Raw genomic sequence first — 18,277 nt, forward strand, 5'->3', positions numbered from 1 at the left:
AAACTCAAATTACCAAATTTTGCCCATCCGCAGGATAAACCCTGGTAATTCTGGATTACCTGTAACTGCTTCGGGATTATCCAAAATTTCAACTTCTCGATTCGGACGGTAAATGTAGATTTTTCGATTCTGCCGATCAATTAACCAGCCTAGTGATGCACCATTATCGATGTACTCCTGCATTTTCTCTTGTAATTTTATCAGGCGATGTCTACGACGGGCTACGCCTACGCTCGAAGAACGTAACTCAATCACAAAGCTGGGACAAATTGGTGCAAATGAGGCTTTTTGTGCATCTGTTAAGGCGTTCCAGCGCTCCAGTTCAATCCAAGAAGCATCAGGGGAACGCATTGCTCCATTGGGTAGTGTAAAACCTGCACTGGAGTCAAAGCCTATGCCAGTGCCATCTTGTTCAGTCCAATTCCCCAGCTGTGCAGCAATGTTAAAGTTACGGTTCCCCGTATCTGAAAAAGCTGGAGGCATGATGATGACTTCCCCATTGGCAGTACGCTCGATTCGCAAATCTCCATTGGCTTGGCAGAATTCGTAGAACTGCTCATTTGTCATCTGCACAAGGGAGGGGAAATTTACCGTAAGGGGTGTGCTTTCAGTTTGAATTAGCAGCGTGGTCATTTTCATTCCCTAGCTTCTAGCCGAATGATTTCAATTTTAGAGGTTTGAAGGAGCGATCGCTTGCTTGTTATGTCGGGTAATCTGGCAACAGTGATTTATTTAGTATCAGTTATTCCGAACACTACCATCAGGCATAATAGTTGTACTGAATATTGCTCCTTCCAGATTTGCACCATCTAAAATCGCGCCTTCCAAATTGGCATTAGTTAGATTAGCATTATTAAGGTTTGCATAACTTAGGTCAATATACTTTAAAATTGAATTACTTAAGTTTGTGTTAGATAAATTAACTCTACTTAAATTAATTTTTGTGAAAAAGATATTAGATAGATTTGCGCCTGAATCAAGATATATAGCTTTTGATAAATCACTACCATTAGGAAAAATAGTTTCCGAATTATAAAATGATCCTACTAAATTGGTATTAGTCATGATGCTATAGCTAAGATCAGCATTACTTAAATTAGCACCACCTAAATAAGCCTTACTAAGGTTAGCACCTATTAAACTTGCACCTTTTAAATTGGCATAACTTAAACGAGTATTGCTAAGATTAGATTCATTAAGATTTGCGCCACTCAAATTTACATCATTCATGTAAAGACCGCTTAAGTTAGCTCTACTTAAATCAAGAGAGTGTAAATCTCTGCAAGATAAAAGATATTTGTGATGTCCAGACAAATTTACTCCAGAGGTAATTGAGATAGCTTGAGATAAATCAACATTTGCAGGAAAAATTGTTTCTGAACAGTAAACGGCTTCACTTAAGTTAACTCCAGTTAAGTTGGCTTCGCTGAAATTGGCACGCATCAAATCAGTTTTACTTAGATTTGCATTTATTAAGTTAGCTCTAGTAAAATTAGCTTTACTGACTATAGCTCCTGCTAAATTGGCATTACTTAAATCAGCTTCTGTGAAGTCCGCATCTGTTAAATCTGTCAAAACACAACCATGTTCACCCACGTCCAATCTAGCACCTTTGAAGTTTGATCTTCTTAAATTAGTTGATTTAAAAGATGAGCTACTCAATTTGCTTTCTTCAAGATTAATACCTTCTAAATTGGCATTTTGGAAAAAAATTTCAATTAACCAAGCACCACTCAAATTTGCATTACTTAGATTTACGCCTTCTAAAAGATCATTCCATAGTTTTATACCAGGAAGCTGTACACTACTTAAATCGGCTCCTCGCAAATCAGAAAGACTTAATTCAACATAACTGAAATTGTTTGTAAAATCTCGTTCTCCTAATGCGTAACGTTGCAACAAAATATTTTTAATTGCATCAGGATTACAATTGTCGGTGTAAACATGACCACTTGGCATAATCGTGTTGCACAAAATAGCGCCACTAAATTCTGGGGAACCACTTGTTTCCACAATCTCAGCATTACTTAAATTAGCGTTTGTGAGATTTGTATCCTTTAAACTTGTATCAACTATGTCTGCATTTTCTAAATTTGCGCCTTCTAGATTTGCACCTTCTAAACTGCTTTCCAATATTTTGCAGGTTGCTAATTTTGCCCCTTTTAAGCTGGCATATTGGAAATTACACTCAGTTAAATCGGCATTACTCAAATCTGCTTCATCTAGCATTACATAGCGTAAGTTTGCTCCCTCTAAATCAACTCCTTTAAGAATAACTCGTTGAAGATTAGCCCCGTGTAACTCGGCATATCTTAAATTAGAGTTGCTTAAATTAGCTCCGCTCAAGTTAATACCTATTAAGTTAGCATTCTTTAAACTAATGCCAATAAAATTTCTTTCCCCAGAGGCATACTGTCTGAGTAATTCTTTAATATCCATAAATCAAATAAAGCGCTTCTTAACACCACTAACAATATCTCCTTGTAAAAGAGATACTGCCACCATTACTGTTATTGCTGTGTTATCTACACAACAAGCAACCATAGCAACCATATTTTTACAAATTCAGCCAGATTGCTAAAGTCATTTTAGTACAAACATACTCAACTTTGGCATCAGAGATTGTGACGAATTACAAAGTCTTCTACACTGACTGAAATAGGTTTTAACTCTCTCTATTAGGCTCCTCATGACGGTCAACGGTTCTGAATAGTCAGGCAAGCTGAAGCTAATTGTATGCAAGGCGTATTCCCGATCAAGAATCGGTGTATCCATATTTCTCCTGACAATTTTCGATTCTGGTTGCTAGTCCTTCTTTTATAGATTTCCACATTTCTGAGACGAACCAAACAGCTATGGCTGATCAGTACAAACATACTCGACTTTGGCAGCAGAGATTGTGAGGAGTTACAAAGTCTTCTACACTGACTGAAATAGGTTTTAACTCTCTCTGTTAGGCTCCTCATGACGGTCAACGATTCTGAATACATCAGGCAAACTGAAGCCACTCGTGTGCGTGTACTAAGCGAAGCACTACCTTATATTCAACAATTCGCCGGTCGCACTGTTGTTGTCAAATACGGTGGCGCAGCGATGAAAGATAGCACACTAAAAGACAAAGTTATCCGCGACATTGTATTCTTATCCTGCGTGGGCTTGCGTCCGATTGTAGTCCACGGCGGTGGCCCAGAAATTAACAGTTGGTTAGATAAGCTGGGCATCGAACCACAATTTAAGAATGGTCTGCGAGTCACTGATGCCGACACAATGGATGTGGTGGAAATGGTTTTAGTTGGTCGAGTTAATAAAGAAATTGTCTCCCTGATTAACCAAGCTGGTGGATTGGCTGTAGGACTTTGCGGTAAAGACGGTAATCTATTTACAGCCCGTTCCCAAGGTCAAGAAGGCATCGGCTTTGTGGGGGAAGTCAGCAATGTGAATATCAAGATTTTGGACACCCTCGCTAGCAATGGCTATATTCCGGTGGTATCCAGCGTCGCCGCAGACGAGACAGGGCAAGCTTATAACATTAACGCTGATACTGTAGCGGGAGAAATCGCCGCAGCATTAGGGGCAGAAAAGTTAATTCTACTGACCGACACCAGTGGAATTTTAAAAGATTACAAAGACCAATCTACTTTGATTCCAAAAGTAGATATCCGCGAAGCCCGCGAGTTGATTGCTAATGGTATAGTCAGCGGTGGGATGATTCCCAAAGTGAATTGTTGTGTGCGATCGCTTGCTCAAGGTGTTCGTGCAGCACACATCATCGATGGTCGCATTCCTCACGCTCTGTTACTAGAAATCTTTACTGACGTTGGAATTGGGACAATGATTCTGGGTTCGCAGTTTACTTCGTAGAGGAAGATCAGGGAGGGGAAGGGCAGGGGAGCAGGGGAGAATGATTTGTAACTGTAATTTTGTGTAAATTAAAATTCGTTTTTTACTCGCGAACGAGTCTTTGATACTCGTGGACGAGTCTTTGATACTCGTGGATGAGTCTTTGATACTCGTGGACGAGTCTTTGATACTCGTGGATGAGTCTTTGATACTCGTGGATGAGTCTTTGATACTCGTGGACGAGTCTTTGATACTCGTGGATGAGTCTTTGATACTCACCTCACCTCCCTTCCTCCCCCTGCCTCCCCGACTCCTCCACTTCCCTACCGGGGATAGGTAATAATAACCCGCGATCGCCCACTGCTAAATGGTGTATGACGCCATGAATTATTTATAATCACCGGATTAACTACGGTTGAGTCTCGAATTGTCGGATTAATCAAAGTTGGATTAATCAGCGTGGAATTTCTCACGTTCTGCCTTACCTGGGGATAGTAAGAATCGGGCTGCCTTACCTGGGGGTAGTAAGAATCGGGCTGCCTTACCTGGGGGTAGTAAGAATCGGGCTGCCTTACCTGGGGATAGTAAGAATCGGGGAAATTAGTGCGTTGTGGCATTAGTCCGGTTGTTGGGTCTACAGGCATAGGCGTGGGAATCGGACTACCATAAATAAATGAACCCGCAGAAGGCGATGTCTGACGACAACCTGCTTCGCAGCTACGCCTGACTCCATAACCACCATCAATCACGAACGCGCGCTGGGCGGAAGCTGGAGCAATGCTTATACCCATCACTGCTAAAGTCATACCTGCTAAGAGCCAATTCAGTTGCGAATGCTTGATTTTCAACATAATTTTGCTCACCTGCATAAGATACCGGAATTTTTAATCAGAAAATAGTCACAGCTACTTAGTTAAAATTTTAGAAGTTTATCCACTTTCAGATTGCCAGCTTTTGAAAAGATTCCAAAAAGATTGCTGGCATTGGCAAAATTAAAACAGTGCTAATTTTTGTATAAGACGTGAGTACAGAAAGTTTAGAAATTGCTAAAACCCGCTACCAGACTGGGAAATTTGCCTTTGAAAATGGGCAATACCGCGAAGCCATAGAAAATTTGGAAAAGGCCAGCGCCCTGTTAGCGCGTAATTCTCGCCTTGGGGGCGAAGTAGAAATTCATCTAGTGACAGCTTATGAAGCGGCTGGACGCACGGATGATGCGATCGCTCTTTGCGAAAGACTCAAACGCCATGCCCATTTTGAAATCAGCAAACAAGCACGGCAGATGCTTTATATCTTAAAAGCACCAAAGCTGAAAAGACCTAGCGAATGGATGACCGAAATCCCCGATTTGGCAGCATTAGCCGATAATGAACTCAAAATTTCTGTACCTGCTAAGTCTACTAAATCTTCTGTTCAGCAAAAACCTAAACCTGCCGAGCCAGAATTCGTTGACCTCAGTCAGGTCAATACCAGAGATAATCGCTTTATCTGGGTGGCACTAATTGCCATTGGTTTAACCATCTCGTACTTGGTTTGGTTGAATTTTTCAGGAACTCCTGGCTGATAAAAATTTTGGATTGGGGACTAGGGATTGGGAAGATTTGAATGAAGATTCAGACCCAGACTAAATCTTACTCATATTTTCTTACCCAGTCCCAGAGCGATCGAAATGGTATTCCAGGAATCTCAAACAATACTAAGAAATCAAGATTGGTTAAAAAGTTTGACTTTTGGGGAGATTTATAGTTATGAATTCTTCAATTTTCGGAAAGATTTTCTTGTGGTTAGTCAGACCATTTAGTTTTGTGTTGGCAAATATGAAATTGCTCTCACCACTGAATGGTCGAAATCGAATGAACCGGGTCTTTCCCATGCGAAATCCTATTCTGTGGCTAGTGCTGTTAACATCTCTCCTACTGACTGGCTGTGTAAAGTATGATGTGGGGCTTAATTTTGACAACTCAAATAGTGGCAAACTAGTACAGCATATTAAGTTGGGAGAACGTCTAACCAGTTTTAGTGGCGATTCTGTGTACGAATGGTTAAACAGCATAGAACGCCGCGCCCGTCAACTTGAGGGTAAAGTACAGCGAGTTTCCCAAGAAGAAATTATCGTCACAATTCCTTTTAGCAATGGTAGAGAATTGCAAGAGAAATTCAACGAATTCTTTAACTCCCGTGCGAATCAACCCTCTGAGTCTGTAGAGAGCCAATCTAACTCAGAACTGCCGAAAATTGAATCAAACGTCCTCTTCGAGGAGAATAATTTTTTACTTTTAGTCCGAAATCGGTTGATTTATGATTTGGATTTGCGATCGCTCTCTCTAATCGCCAGCAAAGGTAACGTCCTAGCTAATGCTGGTTCAATTCTCGATTTAGAATTTAGCTTGAAGACTCCTTGGGGAGCCAAAAATATTCAACTAACTGAAACTGCAATTGAGCCAGAAAAAAATGGCAATCAATTAGTGTGGAAACTCCAGCCTGGTGAACTAAATCACATAGAAGCTGTTTTTTGGCTTCCTAGTCCCCTTGGTATTGGTGGGTTGTTAATTATCCTGTTTGTCTGGGGAGGATTGTACTTGAGATACAATTTCATGCCAGATCCCAGAATTCAGTTTCCTCCCAAAGCAACAGCGATCCAGGAACAGTAGACTATTTATCTGTTGAATATTGTCAGTTAAGCCGATGGAGAATGCATCGGCTTTTTTACTTCACCTTCAGACTCATGTTCACTGCCATACCAACGTTCAGCAAGTCCATTAAGTTGATGAAGCACATCAATGAGTTCCTGACCGCGTTCTGTCAGACCGTAAGTTACTTGGGGTGGAACAGTTGGTTCATACTGGCGATAAATAATCTCTGCGGCCTCAAGCATCCTCAGTCTTTCTGTCAGCACTTTGGTTGAGATGCCCTCGACTTGGCGCTTCAATGCACCAAAGCGAGCCGGCCCACTATTACACAACACCCACAGTATATACATTGTCCAGGGTCCTGATAATAAAGACATCAAAATACTTATTGGGCAAGCATCACGACTTGTAGAAGCAGGCATCGATAAGTTAGCCAAAATTATCTAGTAGTTACTTTATGGTAACTACTTTACTTTAGTAACTAGTTACTTTTAGTATCTAATGTAATGCTTTGAAATAAAGATTCAAAAAAAGTAAAAGCAGTAAATCCTAGTTAATCAGGAGATATTTGATGGTAAATATTCTACATATTGATTCCAGCCCCCGTGGTGAACGATCGCACTCACGAGAACTATCTAAGGAATTCGTCAGTGGTTGGAGGGCAGCGCATCCTGAAGATGCGATCGCTTATCGAGATTTAGGGCATTACCCAGTTCCTCACGTTGATGAAGCTTGGATTGCGGCGGCATTTTCACCACCAGAAACCCATACCCCAGAATTAACTGAGGCACTTAGGATTTCTGACGAACTGATTGATGAGTTTTTGGCAGCCGATCACTACGTCTTTGGAGTGCCAATGTACAACTTCAATATACCTTCGACTTTCAAGGCTTACATCGACCAAATCGTTCGCGCTAACCGGACTTTTGCTATAGATGCTCAAGGTTTTAGAGGGTTAGTCGAGGGTAAAAAGGCGCTTATCATCACAGCTCGCGGTGGTGACTTTAGCGCGACATCTCCTTTCATTGCCTACGACTTCCAAGAACCCTACCTGCGGGCAATTTTCGGCTTTATTGGGATTACAGACATTCAATTTATTAACGCTAATAGCTTGAATGAAGGTGATGCCCGTACCCAATCTCTATTAGAAGCAAGGGCAGCAATTCAAGATGCGATCGCCCAGTGGTAATGTGATGCGGGGCATTGGGAATTGGGCATTGGGCATTGGGCATGGAGAAGAGACAAGGTAGACAAGGGAGAGACTTGTTCAAGAATTCCCCCTTGTCCCCCTTGTCCTCTTGTCTCCCCTGCTCCCCTGCCTCTTCTTCAGGGTGACAACCGCTCAATTTTCCAAGTGGCATTATCTAAACGGCTATAGAGTAAGCGATCGTGCAGACGGCTAGGGCGTCCTTGCCAAAACTCAATTTCTGTAGGGATAACTCGTAAGCCTCCCCAATGAGGTGGTCGAAAAATCTCCTGATTTTTATATTTGCTTTGGAACTCCTGCAAGCGTCGCTCTAAGACTTCTCGGCTTTCTATCACCTCGCTTTGATTAGATACCCATGCACCCAGGCGACTGTTGGCAGGACGACTGTGAAAATATTGGTCGGACTCAATTTCGGAAACTTTCTCCACATACCCCGAAATTCGGACTTGACGTTCCAGTTCTGCCCACCAAAAGACTAAAGCCGCCTGGGGGTTTTCTGCTAATTCTTGTCCTTTGTGACTGTTGTAGTTGGTAAAGAAGGTAAAGCCCCGTTCATCAAAATTCTTAAGCAGCACCATTCTGGCTGAAGGCTTACCGTCTGGTGTGGCTGTGGCAATGGTCATGGCATTGGGTTCAGGGAGTTGTGCTGCGAGTGCCTGATCGAACCATTTTTTAAATTGGATAAAAGGATTGAGTTCTATTTCGAGTTCGCTCAAACCTTCCAAAGTGTAGTCTTTGCGAAGGTCAGCTACGGTTTTGTCCATTGTGATTTGTTTCCTTGCTATCAGATACGCTTATATATATCTTTCTCAAAAATATCTATGATGATGATCGGATGACGATCAGCGCCATCAAGAATTTTACAAACTCTCTCAAAGAATATCTAAAATAGGTTGCATAAAATGCGCCGTTCGGCCTCCCTCCAACGTCTCTTAATTTATGGTCTGAGCGGTCCAGTTATCGCTCTCAATATCTGGCTACTATCCTTGCTTTTTCGCTATTTCCAGCATCCCATTACTGTTTTGAGCATTGCGGCGATTCTGGCTTTTCTGCTAAATTACCCGGTTAAGTTCTTTGAACGTGCCCGGATCACGCGCACTCAGGCGGTGATCATAGTTTTACTGGCAACATTAACGCTGCTTGGGATTCTGGGCGTCACCCTAGTGCCGTTGATTATTGACCAAACAATCCAACTGTTAAATAAGATTCCTGATTGGTTAGCCGGTAGTCAAGCAAACCTAGAGCAGTTTGAGATGCTGGCAAAGCAACGACGTTTGCCAATCGATCTGAGGGTTGTGAGCAGTCAAATCAATGCCAACATTCAGAATGTGGTGCAACAGCTAGCTTCTGGTGCAGTGGGGTTTGCTGGAACTCTGCTGACAGGATTACTTGACTTAGTGTTAGTGATTGTGCTTGCATTTTATATGCTTTTATATGGCGATCGCGTCTGGTATGGTCTGATCAATCTTTTGCCTTCTAACATTGGAGATCCCCTGACCACATCCTTGCGCTTAAACTTCCAGAACTTCTTTCTCAGCCAGTTATTACTAGGATTGTTCATGGTGCTAACCCTGACACCAATTTTCTTAGTGATGAAGGTGCCCTTTGCCCTGTTGTTTGCCATATTAATCGGTATCTCAGAACTCATTCCCTTTATTGGGGCGTCTCTGGGTATTGGTCTAGTAACGATTTTAGTGCTGCTGCAAAATTGGTGGTTGGCAGTTCAAGTTGCGATTGCGGCAATTCTCATGCAGCAGCTTAAAGATAATTTGTTAGCTCCCAGGTTACTCGGCAATTTTATCGGACTGAATCCCATTTGGATTTTTGTGTCTATTCTAATGGGATTTGAGATTGCTGGCTTGTTAGGGACACTTGTTGCTGTTCCAATTGCTGGTACTATTAAGGGCACTTTCGATGCTATTAAGAGTGGCAAGCCGAGTAATTTTGTCTCAACTGTTACTATTGCCCATGACTCACCTCCTGATTGAGGTGGCAGGGGAGCAGGGGAGCAGGGGAGCAGCACTTCGACTACGCTCAGTGACCGAGGAAAAGTTGCAGTAAGTTTTTCCCCTCTGCCTCTTGTGCCCCATGCCCAATTCTCAATGCCCAACTCAAAAGTTGCACAATCTAATCTCACAATTCACAATGGTGATTGATTACAAATTTCAGAGGATACTGCCAGCAGGCAATTTCTGAAAAAAAGAAGCGCAAGCGAGTGTATAGAGTATACGCTTTGCTAATAGTCAATTAGTTTGCTGTTTAATTTACAGTCTTTTGATTCTTATTAATTAACTTATAACCTGTTGATGGAAGCTTCCGAGCTATTAGAAACAATCACATTTTTGATTTACCAAGCCGAGCAGGGGGAAATTGATCCTTGGGATGTCCAAGTGATTGAGGTGATTGACCGCTATTTAGAACTGATGGCACCGGGGGCAATAACAAGAGGCTATGAAGCGGACTTGTCTCAATCTGGACAGGCATTTTTATCAGCATCAATGCTGGTATTGTTCAAAGCTAATACCTTGATGCAATTGTCAACAGTAGGAGATGCACAAGATGGTGTAGAGGATGATGCCCTATTGTCAGGTGAAGACGGTATATCACCTCAGGGTCATCGTCTACCCTTAGAACGGCAATTACGTCGTCGTCCAGCGGCGATGCCGCCACCAAAGCGCCGGGTAACTCTGCAAGAGTTAATTGAGCAATTGCAGATTATGGCTAACCAACTCAAACTGGTAGAAAAAGTCAGCAAACCTATCCGTCCCAGGCGTCAACCTAGCGTCCAAAGTATGCGAGAGGCGCTGGAGTTAGCCCACCAGGAAAATCTGACAGAAGTCGCTGGGGAACTGGAGCAGGTGTTGAAATTGTCAACAAGAGAGCTAAGTTTAGAACAAAATTGGTTGAATTTAGAACAACTTGTAGAATTATGGACTAAGACAAAGCTTCTCAACCAAAATGGGTCTGGACATGAGTCTAAACACAGTAACCTAGTTAGCGTTTTCTGGGCACTACTATTACTCTCGGCTCAATCGAAAGTAGAGCTATTTCAAGAGGATTTTTACCATGAAATTAAAATTCGCTTAATTAGAGATTCAGCTAATATCGGCAAACCTTTTGAGCATCCGATGAACTAAGAAAGTCAAAAGTAGTGCAGACAATTTCTCTAAGAAAGGCATGAGGTAGGTGGTCACTTCGACTACGCTCAGTGACCACCTGCCTCCTACCTTGTTATAGATTTTTGATTCAGCCCCAAAATCCGAGTAAATTGAAAAGATAAGCGATCGCTTGTCATCTAAGTATATCAATGGTTGTTATAACCACTAAATTCCTGTTATCCCTATTCTGGGGGATGACTTAGAGTAGAAATAAAAACTGATGATTAAGTATCACTCAATGAAAGTAAACTGGCTTGTGGTTGAGGAATAAATTTTTATGAAAGCGATGATTCTCGCGGCTGGCAAGGGTACTCGCGTGCGTCCGATTACGTACACTATGCCCAAGCCGATGATGCCCATCCTGCAAAAGCCAGTGATGGAGTTTTTGCTAGAACTGTTACGCCATCATGGATTTGACCAAATTCTAGTCAATGTTAGTCATTTGGCTGAGGAAATAGAAAACTATTTTCGTGATGGTCAGCGGTTTGGGGTGCAGATTGCCTATTCCTTTGAAGGAAAAATCGATGACGACGGTAAACTGGTGGGCGAAGCGATAGGTTCAGCTGGAGGGATGCGGCGCATCCAAGACTTCTCCCCGTTTTTTGATGATACCTTTGTGGTTTTATGTGGTGATGCTTTAATTGACCTGGATTTAACTGCGGCTGTTAAATGGCATAAATCCAAAGGAGCGATCGCTACCATTATCACTAAATCTGTCCCCAAGGAAGAAGTTTCTAGCTATGGTGTGGTTGTGACTGACGAAGAAGGTCGTGTCAAAGCTTTCCAAGAAAAACCTTCAACTGAAGAAGCCCTCAGCACCAACATCAACACAGGTATTTACATCTTTGAGCCAGAGGTTTTTAACTATATTCCCTCTGATGTGGAATATGACATTGGTAGCCAGTTGTTTCCCAAATTGGTAGAAATCAAAGCCCCATTTTACGCCATTCCTATGGACTTTGAATGGGTAGATATTGGTAAAGTCCCAGACTATTGGCGGGCGATTCGCGGTGTGCTGCTGGGTGAAATCAAAAATGTGCAAATTCCTGGTCATGAAGTCGCCCCTGGCATCTACACTGGCTTAAATGTTGCCGTAAATTGGGACAAAGTGGATATCACAGGCCCCGTTTACATTGGCGGGATGACGAGAATCGAAGACGGAGCTAAAATTGTCGGGCCAGCGATGATTGGCCCCAATTGTTGGATATGTAGTGGTGCAACTGTGGAAAACAGCGTGATTTTTGAATGGTCGCGCCTGGGACCTGGAGTCCGGTTAGTCGATAAGCTGGTATTTGGACGTTATTGTGTAGATAAAACTGGCGCTGCGATCGATGTTCAAGCGGCTGCTTTAGACTGGCTGATTACCGATGCCCGTCAGACAGTGCCATCACATACACCTGTTGAGCGACAAGCGATAGAGGAATTGTTGGGGACAAATACAATTTAGGGAATGGGGCATGGGGCATGAGAAGTGGGGAATAGAGAGATAAGGGAGATAAGGGGAATCCCCAATCCCCAATCCCCAATCCCCAATCCCCAATCCCCAATCCTAACTATTTAAGTACGTGTATCTTCCAAGACTTTGCTCGTAGGTTTGCAGTAGCCGCTGAGATTCTGCTAGGGTGATGCGATTTTCTTCTAATGCTTTCTCGCAGCGCTGGCGAATGTTTTCCACCATATCTTCGGAGTCATACTGAACGTAGCTTACTACTTCGCTCATAGTGTCACCTTTGACAACGTGTTCAATTTGGTAGCCTTTGGGCGTTAATTGGATGTGAACGGCATTGGTGTCACCAAACAGGTTGTGCAAATTGCCCATGATTTCTTGGTAAGCTCCATTCAAAAACATCCCTAAATAATAGGGTTCTCCCGGCTTGTAAGTGTGCAACTCTAAAACCGATTTGACATCTCGCAGGTCTATAAAGCGGTCGATTTTACCATCACTGTCGCAAGTGAGGTCTGCTAAAATTCCTCGCCGCGTTGGTTCTTCAGCCAAACGATGGATTGGCATGATCGGGAATAGCTGGTCAATCGCCCAGCAATCTGGTGCTGATTGGAACACTGACATATTGACGTAGTAGATGGAAGCCATAATTTTTTCTAAGTCTTCCAGTTCATCTGGTACGTATTCTTGCTGTCTAGTAATGTTCAGAATTTTTTGACAACAAGCCCAGTAGAGCCGTTCAGCTTTAGCTCGTTCTCTGAGGCGTAAAATTCCTAAGTTAAACCGACTGATGGCTTCTTCTTTGAATTGTGCAGCGTCGTGGTATAACTCTTGGTAATTTTCTTGGTTGATGGATTGAAAGCTTTCCCAAAGATAATTAATAATTGGGGATTCTCCCTCTTGTGGAGGTTCTGGTGGATTCAGGGGGACATCACTAGTACTGAGAACGTTGAAAATCAGCACCGACTGATGAGAAGCGATCGCTCGTCCACTTTCACTAATCAGTGTTGGTACGGTAATCTCCCGCTCTGCGCAGGTATCTTTTAACTCTGCCACGATGTCGTTGGCATAGTTCTGCATGTTGTAATTTTTCGATGCATAGAAGTTAGTTTGAGAGCCATCATAATCTACGCCCAAGCCGCCACCAACATCAAGGTATTTCATATCTGCTCCCAGCATTGCCAATTCCACATAAATGCGGCTGGCTTCTTGGATAGCATCTTTAATCACATTAATGGCAGAGATTTGTGAGCCGATGTGGAAGTGCATCAACTGCAAAGAATCGAGCAGGTTAGCTTCCCGTAATTTGTCAACAGCCTCAATTACCTCAGGCATTGTCAAACCAAATTTAGCGCGATCGCCGCTAGAGGCTCCCCAACGTCCCATGCCTTGGGTACTGAGTTTAGCACGAACTCCTAATATTGGTTTAATACCTAACTGGCGATTGGCATCTATCACCAAATCGACTTCTTCAATTTGTTCTAAGACGATAATTGGTGTTTGCCCTAGTCTTTGGGCTAACATTGCCGTTTCGATGTATTCTCGGTCTTTGTAGCCGTTGCAAACTAACAATGCTCCTGGTGTATCCAACACAGCTAGAGCAATCATTAATTCTGGCTTGGAACCGGCTTCTAAACCAAATTGATGGGGCTTGCCAAATTTCACTAAATCCTCAATCAAATGCCGCTCTTGATTGCATTTGACGGGAAACACGCCACGGTAGACACCAGGGTAATTATAGCGAGCGATCGCTTTGGCAAAACAAGCGTTCAACCGCTCAATCCGGTCTTCCAAAATATCGGAAAAGCGAATCAACATGGGAAGTCCCAAGTTGCGCTGCTTCATGGCGTTGACCAATTCAAACAAGTCAAGAGATCCCCCGCGATCGCCCTTGGGTGCTACGGTCACGTGTCCAGCAGCGCTAATGGAAAAATAAGGTTGTCCCCATCCTTCAATGCGGTACAAGGCTTCGCTATCCTCAATTTTCCAGGAGCGAGGTAAATCTCCTGTGGTAGGACTAGGTGGTAACAGCTTTTTGTGCTTATGATTTTTCACTTCTTTTTGTCCATTGGACGGTACTGGTACCACCTCGTCAGATGTAGCAGTTGACTCAACACCCATTTCTTCCTAACCTCTGTTTTTCACCCACGAGTTAACAATTTAGCGCATTCATCTAGGAACGTATATGCACCCAAAGATAATTTCTGAGATAAACTCTGATTGGTCAGCCCCTTCGGGGAAGTCAAAAGTCAAAAGTCAAAAGTCAAAAGTCAAGAGTCATTGGTCATTAGTGCAAAACCCTTAGACTCAAGACAGAGGACGAAGAACAAATGACAAATAATAAAGGACAATTGACCAGATAAAAAATTCATTAAGTTTTTGGAGAAAGCTTTGGAACGCACATTCTTAGCAATTAAGCCTGATGGAGTACAGCGGGGATTAGTGGGGGAAATTATCCGTCGCTTTGAAACTAAAGGTTTTACCCTAGTTGGTTTAAAGTTACTGAAAGTCAGTCGGGAATTGGCTGAACAACACTATGGTGTTCACCGAGAACGTCCCTTTTTTGGTGGTCTAGTGGAATTTATCACTTCTAGCCCAGTGGTAGCGATGGTATGGGAAGGTGATGGCGTTATTGCATCTGCCAGAAAGATTATTGGTGCGACAAACCCTTTAACAGCAGAGCCAGGAACGATTCGCGGCGATTTTGGACTGAATATTGGTCGCAACTTAATTCACGGTTCTGATGCGCCAGAAACCGCGCAACAGGAAGTAGCTTTATGGTTTAAGGATGAAGAATTGGTTAGTTGGCAACCACACTTAACGCCTTGGTTGCACGAGTAAGACAGTAGGGAGTAGGGAGTGTGGCACAAGAAGCAGAGGTGCAAAGGGGCAGAGGGGAAAAACTTACTGTAACTTCTCCTCGGTCACTGAGCGACTTGCCTTGAGCGAAGTCGAAAGGAGCCGAAGTGCTGCTCCCCTGCCTCCCTTGTCCCCTCTTCATTACTTAGAGACTTCGCTCTTTTCCGGTTCTACTTGGGCTAATTCAGTATCAACACGCTTAGAAAATCCCCAGCCTAAAATCAGGAAGATGGCAGCAATCATGATCCATTCTGGTGGAACTAAACTATCGTTGACCACTTTTAACAACAAGCGTAAGCCCACCAAGGCCACAGTTACATAGCCTGCATCTTCTAGGTTTTCATATTCGTCTAGCCAACGGATAAACAATCCCGCCATGAATCGCAGCGTAATAATACCAATTGTTGCACCCGTTAACACTAGCCATTTTTCTTGAGAAACTGCGATCGCAGTTGTCACGCTATCCAAAGAAAATGCCAAATCTGTAAATGCAATTACAGGTATTGCTTGCAACAAGGAATTAAAACGCGGGCCGTGATGGCGATCGTCTTTGGATTCTTCTGAGGTAAAGTGTTGGAATACCAACCAAAGCAGATAAGCAGCGCCCAATAATTCAAATTGCCAGAATTGTTGTACCCAAGTGGCAGTGAGAATCAGGGAGATTCGCAGCACATAAGCAACGACTAAACCAAAGTTGAGGGCTTTACGCTCAAGTTCCTTGTCTTCCAACCCTTTTGCGATCGCAGCGAGAGCGATGGCATTGTCGGCAGATAACAGCGCCTCTAAAAGCACCAGGATCGACAGAACTATAAGGGCTTCAAGGCTGAAATGAAAGTCGAGGTAATCAAAAATTTGGTCTAGCATTCCGGGTTTCTCAAGCAGAAAAAATTAAAATTTGACAAGAACAGAGATTTACATATTAAAAAGCGCAATAAATTGCCACTCTAATTCAGCTTAACGTGGTTGTGGTGCATTTTGAAGGGGGTTGAATGTGTGCGATCGCAGTGCCAGAAAGGTGTTTATGGGTGTTATTCAATACACCAAAAGTTTTAACATCTAGTTTAGTGCGATCGCAATTGACTGCTGTTACAGTAGGCTTTTGCTTCCCGTTCTAAACGTTCAATTTCTCTTTTCCACCGCTCAAGCCTGTTTTCTCGCTGTTGCAATTGATCTGCTGTCGGGTTTCTGGAATAGTGGGTATCTGGATTAGGAAAAATTCCATTATTTGCAAGCCAGATGCGGGAAAATACCTGCCAAAGAAATTCATGATCGTGCTTATCACCACCCAGACAACGAATCCGCTTGACTGAAAGAGTGGATTCACCAAAGAGAATTTGCTCATTCCTGGAATTTTTTGGAAACAGGCGCGTCTCACTACCGCCTCCACGAAAGAATTCGACTACAAACCACTCACCAAAATCGAATATACAGACCTCTGTCGGATCGCTACCATCATCTTCTAGTAAATCAACATCACCTTGGATTTGATACCCTATGGCAATTTGTGATGTCTTAGGTAACAAGATGCGAAGCCTTTCAAAGCGGTTACTATAATCAGCCCAAAAATCTCTACGTCTACATAGCCGATTTGACTCGAAGTCTTGCAAATCGAGCTTGTTCAATATGAGATTTACTAACCTTTGGAAATCACCATAATTAATACCTCCAATCCACTCTCGAAGTTTTCGCCTTGCTGAATCTGAAAGTTTATACCAATTTTCCCCATTTCTATAGTTATTTCGCAACCAATCAACTAGTAAAGAATGATTGCTTGCTATATCATTGGAAACATTAGTTAGCAAATGATTAACAGCTTTTATTTGCTGACTCTCTGACATTTCATCCAAACAACTTAACAGCCATTTTATCTGCTGGTGATTTGGGGAGCGAATTGTAGTAAAATAATGGATTATATCTTCTATGAATCTGCTAAATAAGGGAATCCAAATAGGTAAATCTTCTTTGATTATGTTTAATAATTCAGTTTGATTAACACGCTGTTCACAAGCAATTTTTGCTAATTCTATACCTGCTTGTATACTGCGAAATGCCCGAATAATTTGAAATGGTAGCAGGTGACTAACTGAATTAGCAAAGATATCAAAAGATTCAGCTATAGACTGTGCTAATACCTGTTCTTGCCAATCACCATAATAAAGAGCTAAACGCCACAATAGCTGATGTTGCAACCATGAGTTAGAAATTGCTACCTTCCAAATGGCTGCTGATGTTTTCCTGGAGCGGTCAATATTTTGCTGATCCCATTGTGCTTTAGCATGGATGCAGTAAATCCAGTCCAACTTATTTAGTTGATCGGCTTTACCCTGTTCAATAGCTTCCAATACTTTATCAACACTTGGTATTGATATTGTTACATCTGGTAAGTTACTTGCAAGCTGAATAAGTTGATTAGGACTACACTGGGGAGTTTCAGGTAGGGAAGGAATGGAAAACTGATAATTCAATGTTTTAGCTCCTTTAAAGAGAGGTTTTTACAATATCTTTCTTTAACTCATCACTGCGAAACTGAAAGCGGAAAACTACCTTGCGATCGCCTGGATTATCACGTTTCTTGTCAGATTCAATTTCTCCACGGCCAGCAGCTAATATTTTCTGGCTTAAAGGTGCTTTGGTAGGGAAACTCATATCATAGAAAATGTATTTATAAACTGATGCTGATCGCAACAAGCTTAGTTGTAGATTGGTTTTGTCGTCTCCATCTGAGCTAGTGTGACCTTCTATAACTACGCGGCTAATTTCCTTATCAAATTCTGGTTTTGAGAAAATAACCCCACTGTAAACAGGAATAAAGCGGCGTAGAAAGGCTTTACCTTCTGGTTTAAGTTCTGTACTTCCCTTGGCAAAAAGAATTGATTCTTGGATACTGACATCCCCATTTTCTGGGTTAACTTTAACATTGATATTGTTGCTTTTCATCTGTCCCACAACATTACCAATTACTCCCTGTTTTGGTGCATCCTTTTGTGCAAGCTGGAGTAGTGTAGTGATAAATAGCAACGCAAAAAACATTAGTAAACTAGACATCATATCGGCAATAGACAGATAGATACTAGAATCATCATCCTCAGCTATTTCTGTATCAACAAATTCGTCGCTGATAAAATTAGTCATTTTAATT

General features: G+C 42.4%; 17 protein-coding genes. 8 read left to right on the forward strand and 9 right to left on the reverse strand.

All coding sequences use genetic code 11. The features are described 5' to 3' along the window. Nucleotides 1–9 precede the first annotated feature (9 nt). A complete protein-coding gene (locus tag NLP_RS23885) occupies nucleotides 10–633 on the reverse strand; it encodes a Uma2 family endonuclease (protein WP_104910009.1) in 624 nt (207 codons plus the stop codon). Nucleotides 634–738: 105 nt separating this feature from the next. Then, a complete protein-coding gene (locus NLP_RS23890; protein ID WP_104908494.1) occupies nucleotides 739–2,439 on the reverse strand; it encodes a pentapeptide repeat-containing protein in 1,701 nt (566 codons plus the stop codon). A gap of 525 nt (nucleotides 2,440–2,964) precedes the next feature. On the opposite strand from NLP_RS23890, the gene argB reads away from it, so the two are divergent. Then, a complete protein-coding gene (gene argB, locus NLP_RS23895) occupies nucleotides 2,965–3,861 on the forward strand; it encodes an acetylglutamate kinase (RefSeq protein ID WP_104908495.1) in 897 nt (298 codons plus the stop codon). A gap of 302 nt (nucleotides 3,862–4,163) precedes the next feature. On the opposite strand, the gene NLP_RS23905 is transcribed toward argB, so the two are convergent. Continuing rightward, entirely contained in the window at nucleotides 4,164–4,691 is a 528-nt protein-coding gene (locus NLP_RS23905; RefSeq protein ID WP_104908497.1) for a hypothetical protein, read from the reverse strand. A 170-nt stretch (nucleotides 4,692–4,861) separates the two neighbouring features. On the opposite strand from NLP_RS23905, the gene NLP_RS23910 reads away from it, so the two are divergent. After that, nucleotides 4,862–5,404, forward strand: coding sequence for a tetratricopeptide repeat protein (locus tag NLP_RS23910; RefSeq protein WP_104908498.1), 543 nt, complete (start codon nucleotides 4,862–4,864; stop codon nucleotides 5,402–5,404). Nucleotides 5,405–5,588: 184 nt separating this feature from the next. Beyond that, nucleotides 5,589–6,491 carry a DUF3153 domain-containing protein gene (locus tag NLP_RS23915; protein ID WP_104908499.1) on the forward strand — a complete coding sequence of 301 codons (903 nt, stop codon included), beginning with the start codon at nucleotides 5,589–5,591 and terminating at the stop codon, nucleotides 6,489–6,491. A 26-nt stretch (nucleotides 6,492–6,517) separates the two neighbouring features. Here the strand turns inward: NLP_RS23915 and NLP_RS23920 are convergent, their stop codons facing one another. Continuing rightward, a complete protein-coding gene (locus tag NLP_RS23920; RefSeq protein WP_199784882.1) occupies nucleotides 6,518–6,892 on the reverse strand; it encodes a winged helix-turn-helix transcriptional regulator in 375 nt (124 codons plus the stop codon). Nucleotides 6,893–7,041: 149 nt separating this feature from the next. Between NLP_RS23920 and NLP_RS23925 the strand changes: the two genes are divergently transcribed. Continuing rightward, nucleotides 7,042–7,659 carry an FMN-dependent NADH-azoreductase gene (locus tag NLP_RS23925; protein ID WP_104908500.1) on the forward strand — a complete coding sequence of 206 codons (618 nt, stop codon included), beginning with the start codon at nucleotides 7,042–7,044 and terminating at the stop codon, nucleotides 7,657–7,659. 137 nt (nucleotides 7,660–7,796) lie between these two features. Here the strand turns inward: NLP_RS23925 and pdxH are convergent, their stop codons facing one another. Continuing rightward, complete coding sequence (gene pdxH, locus NLP_RS23935; protein WP_104908502.1) at nucleotides 7,797–8,441, reverse strand: pyridoxamine 5'-phosphate oxidase; 645 nt, start codon at nucleotides 8,439–8,441, stop codon at nucleotides 7,797–7,799. A 138-nt stretch (nucleotides 8,442–8,579) separates the two neighbouring features. On the opposite strand from pdxH, the gene NLP_RS23940 reads away from it, so the two are divergent. The 3 genes from NLP_RS23940 (at nucleotide 8,580) to NLP_RS23950 (ending at nucleotide 12,282) form a co-directional block, all read left to right on the forward strand. After that, entirely contained in the window at nucleotides 8,580–9,665 is a 1,086-nt protein-coding gene (locus tag NLP_RS23940) for an AI-2E family transporter (protein ID WP_104908503.1), read from the forward strand. A gap of 318 nt (nucleotides 9,666–9,983) precedes the next feature. Further along, a complete protein-coding gene (locus tag NLP_RS23945; RefSeq protein ID WP_104908504.1) occupies nucleotides 9,984–10,814 on the forward strand; it encodes a segregation/condensation protein A in 831 nt (276 codons plus the stop codon). 298 nt (nucleotides 10,815–11,112) lie between these two features. Beyond that, on the forward strand, nucleotides 11,113–12,282 hold the full coding sequence (locus tag NLP_RS23950) for a sugar phosphate nucleotidyltransferase (protein ID WP_104908505.1): 1,170 nt from the start codon (nucleotides 11,113–11,115) through the stop codon (nucleotides 12,280–12,282). Nucleotides 12,283–12,384: 102 nt separating this feature from the next. Here NLP_RS23950 and speA read toward each other — a convergent pair whose 3' ends face one another. Then, a complete protein-coding gene (gene speA / locus NLP_RS23955; RefSeq protein ID WP_104908506.1) occupies nucleotides 12,385–14,400 on the reverse strand; it encodes a biosynthetic arginine decarboxylase in 2,016 nt (671 codons plus the stop codon). Nucleotides 14,401–14,670: 270 nt separating this feature from the next. Here speA and ndk point away from each other — a divergent pair, with 270 nt between their 5' ends. After that, nucleotides 14,671–15,120, forward strand: coding sequence for a nucleoside-diphosphate kinase (gene ndk, locus NLP_RS23960; RefSeq protein ID WP_104910011.1), 450 nt, complete (start codon nucleotides 14,671–14,673; stop codon nucleotides 15,118–15,120). A gap of 159 nt (nucleotides 15,121–15,279) precedes the next feature. Here the strand turns inward: ndk and NLP_RS23965 are convergent, their stop codons facing one another. The 3 genes from NLP_RS23965 to NLP_RS23975 all read right to left on the reverse strand — a co-directional run bounded on the left by NLP_RS23965 (nucleotide 15,280) and on the right by NLP_RS23975 (nucleotide 18,270). After that, nucleotides 15,280–16,002: a TerC family protein gene (locus tag NLP_RS23965; protein ID WP_104908507.1), complete on the reverse strand. Its 723-nt coding sequence runs from the start codon at nucleotides 16,000–16,002 to the stop codon at nucleotides 15,280–15,282. A gap of 197 nt (nucleotides 16,003–16,199) precedes the next feature. Beyond that, nucleotides 16,200–17,603 (reverse strand): EH signature domain-containing protein, encoded by a 1,404-nt coding sequence (locus NLP_RS23970; protein WP_104908508.1) that lies wholly within the window; start codon nucleotides 17,601–17,603, stop codon nucleotides 16,200–16,202. A 13-nt stretch (nucleotides 17,604–17,616) separates the two neighbouring features. Further along, nucleotides 17,617–18,270: an OmpA/MotB family protein gene (locus NLP_RS23975; protein WP_104908509.1), complete on the reverse strand. Its 654-nt coding sequence runs from the start codon at nucleotides 18,268–18,270 to the stop codon at nucleotides 17,617–17,619. Nucleotides 18,271–18,277 lie beyond the last annotated feature (7 nt).

Origin of the sequence: Nostoc sp. 'Lobaria pulmonaria (5183) cyanobiont' (genome assembly GCF_002949795.1) — a bacterium.
Classification (GTDB): Bacteria; Cyanobacteriota; Cyanobacteriia; order Cyanobacteriales; family Nostocaceae; genus Nostoc.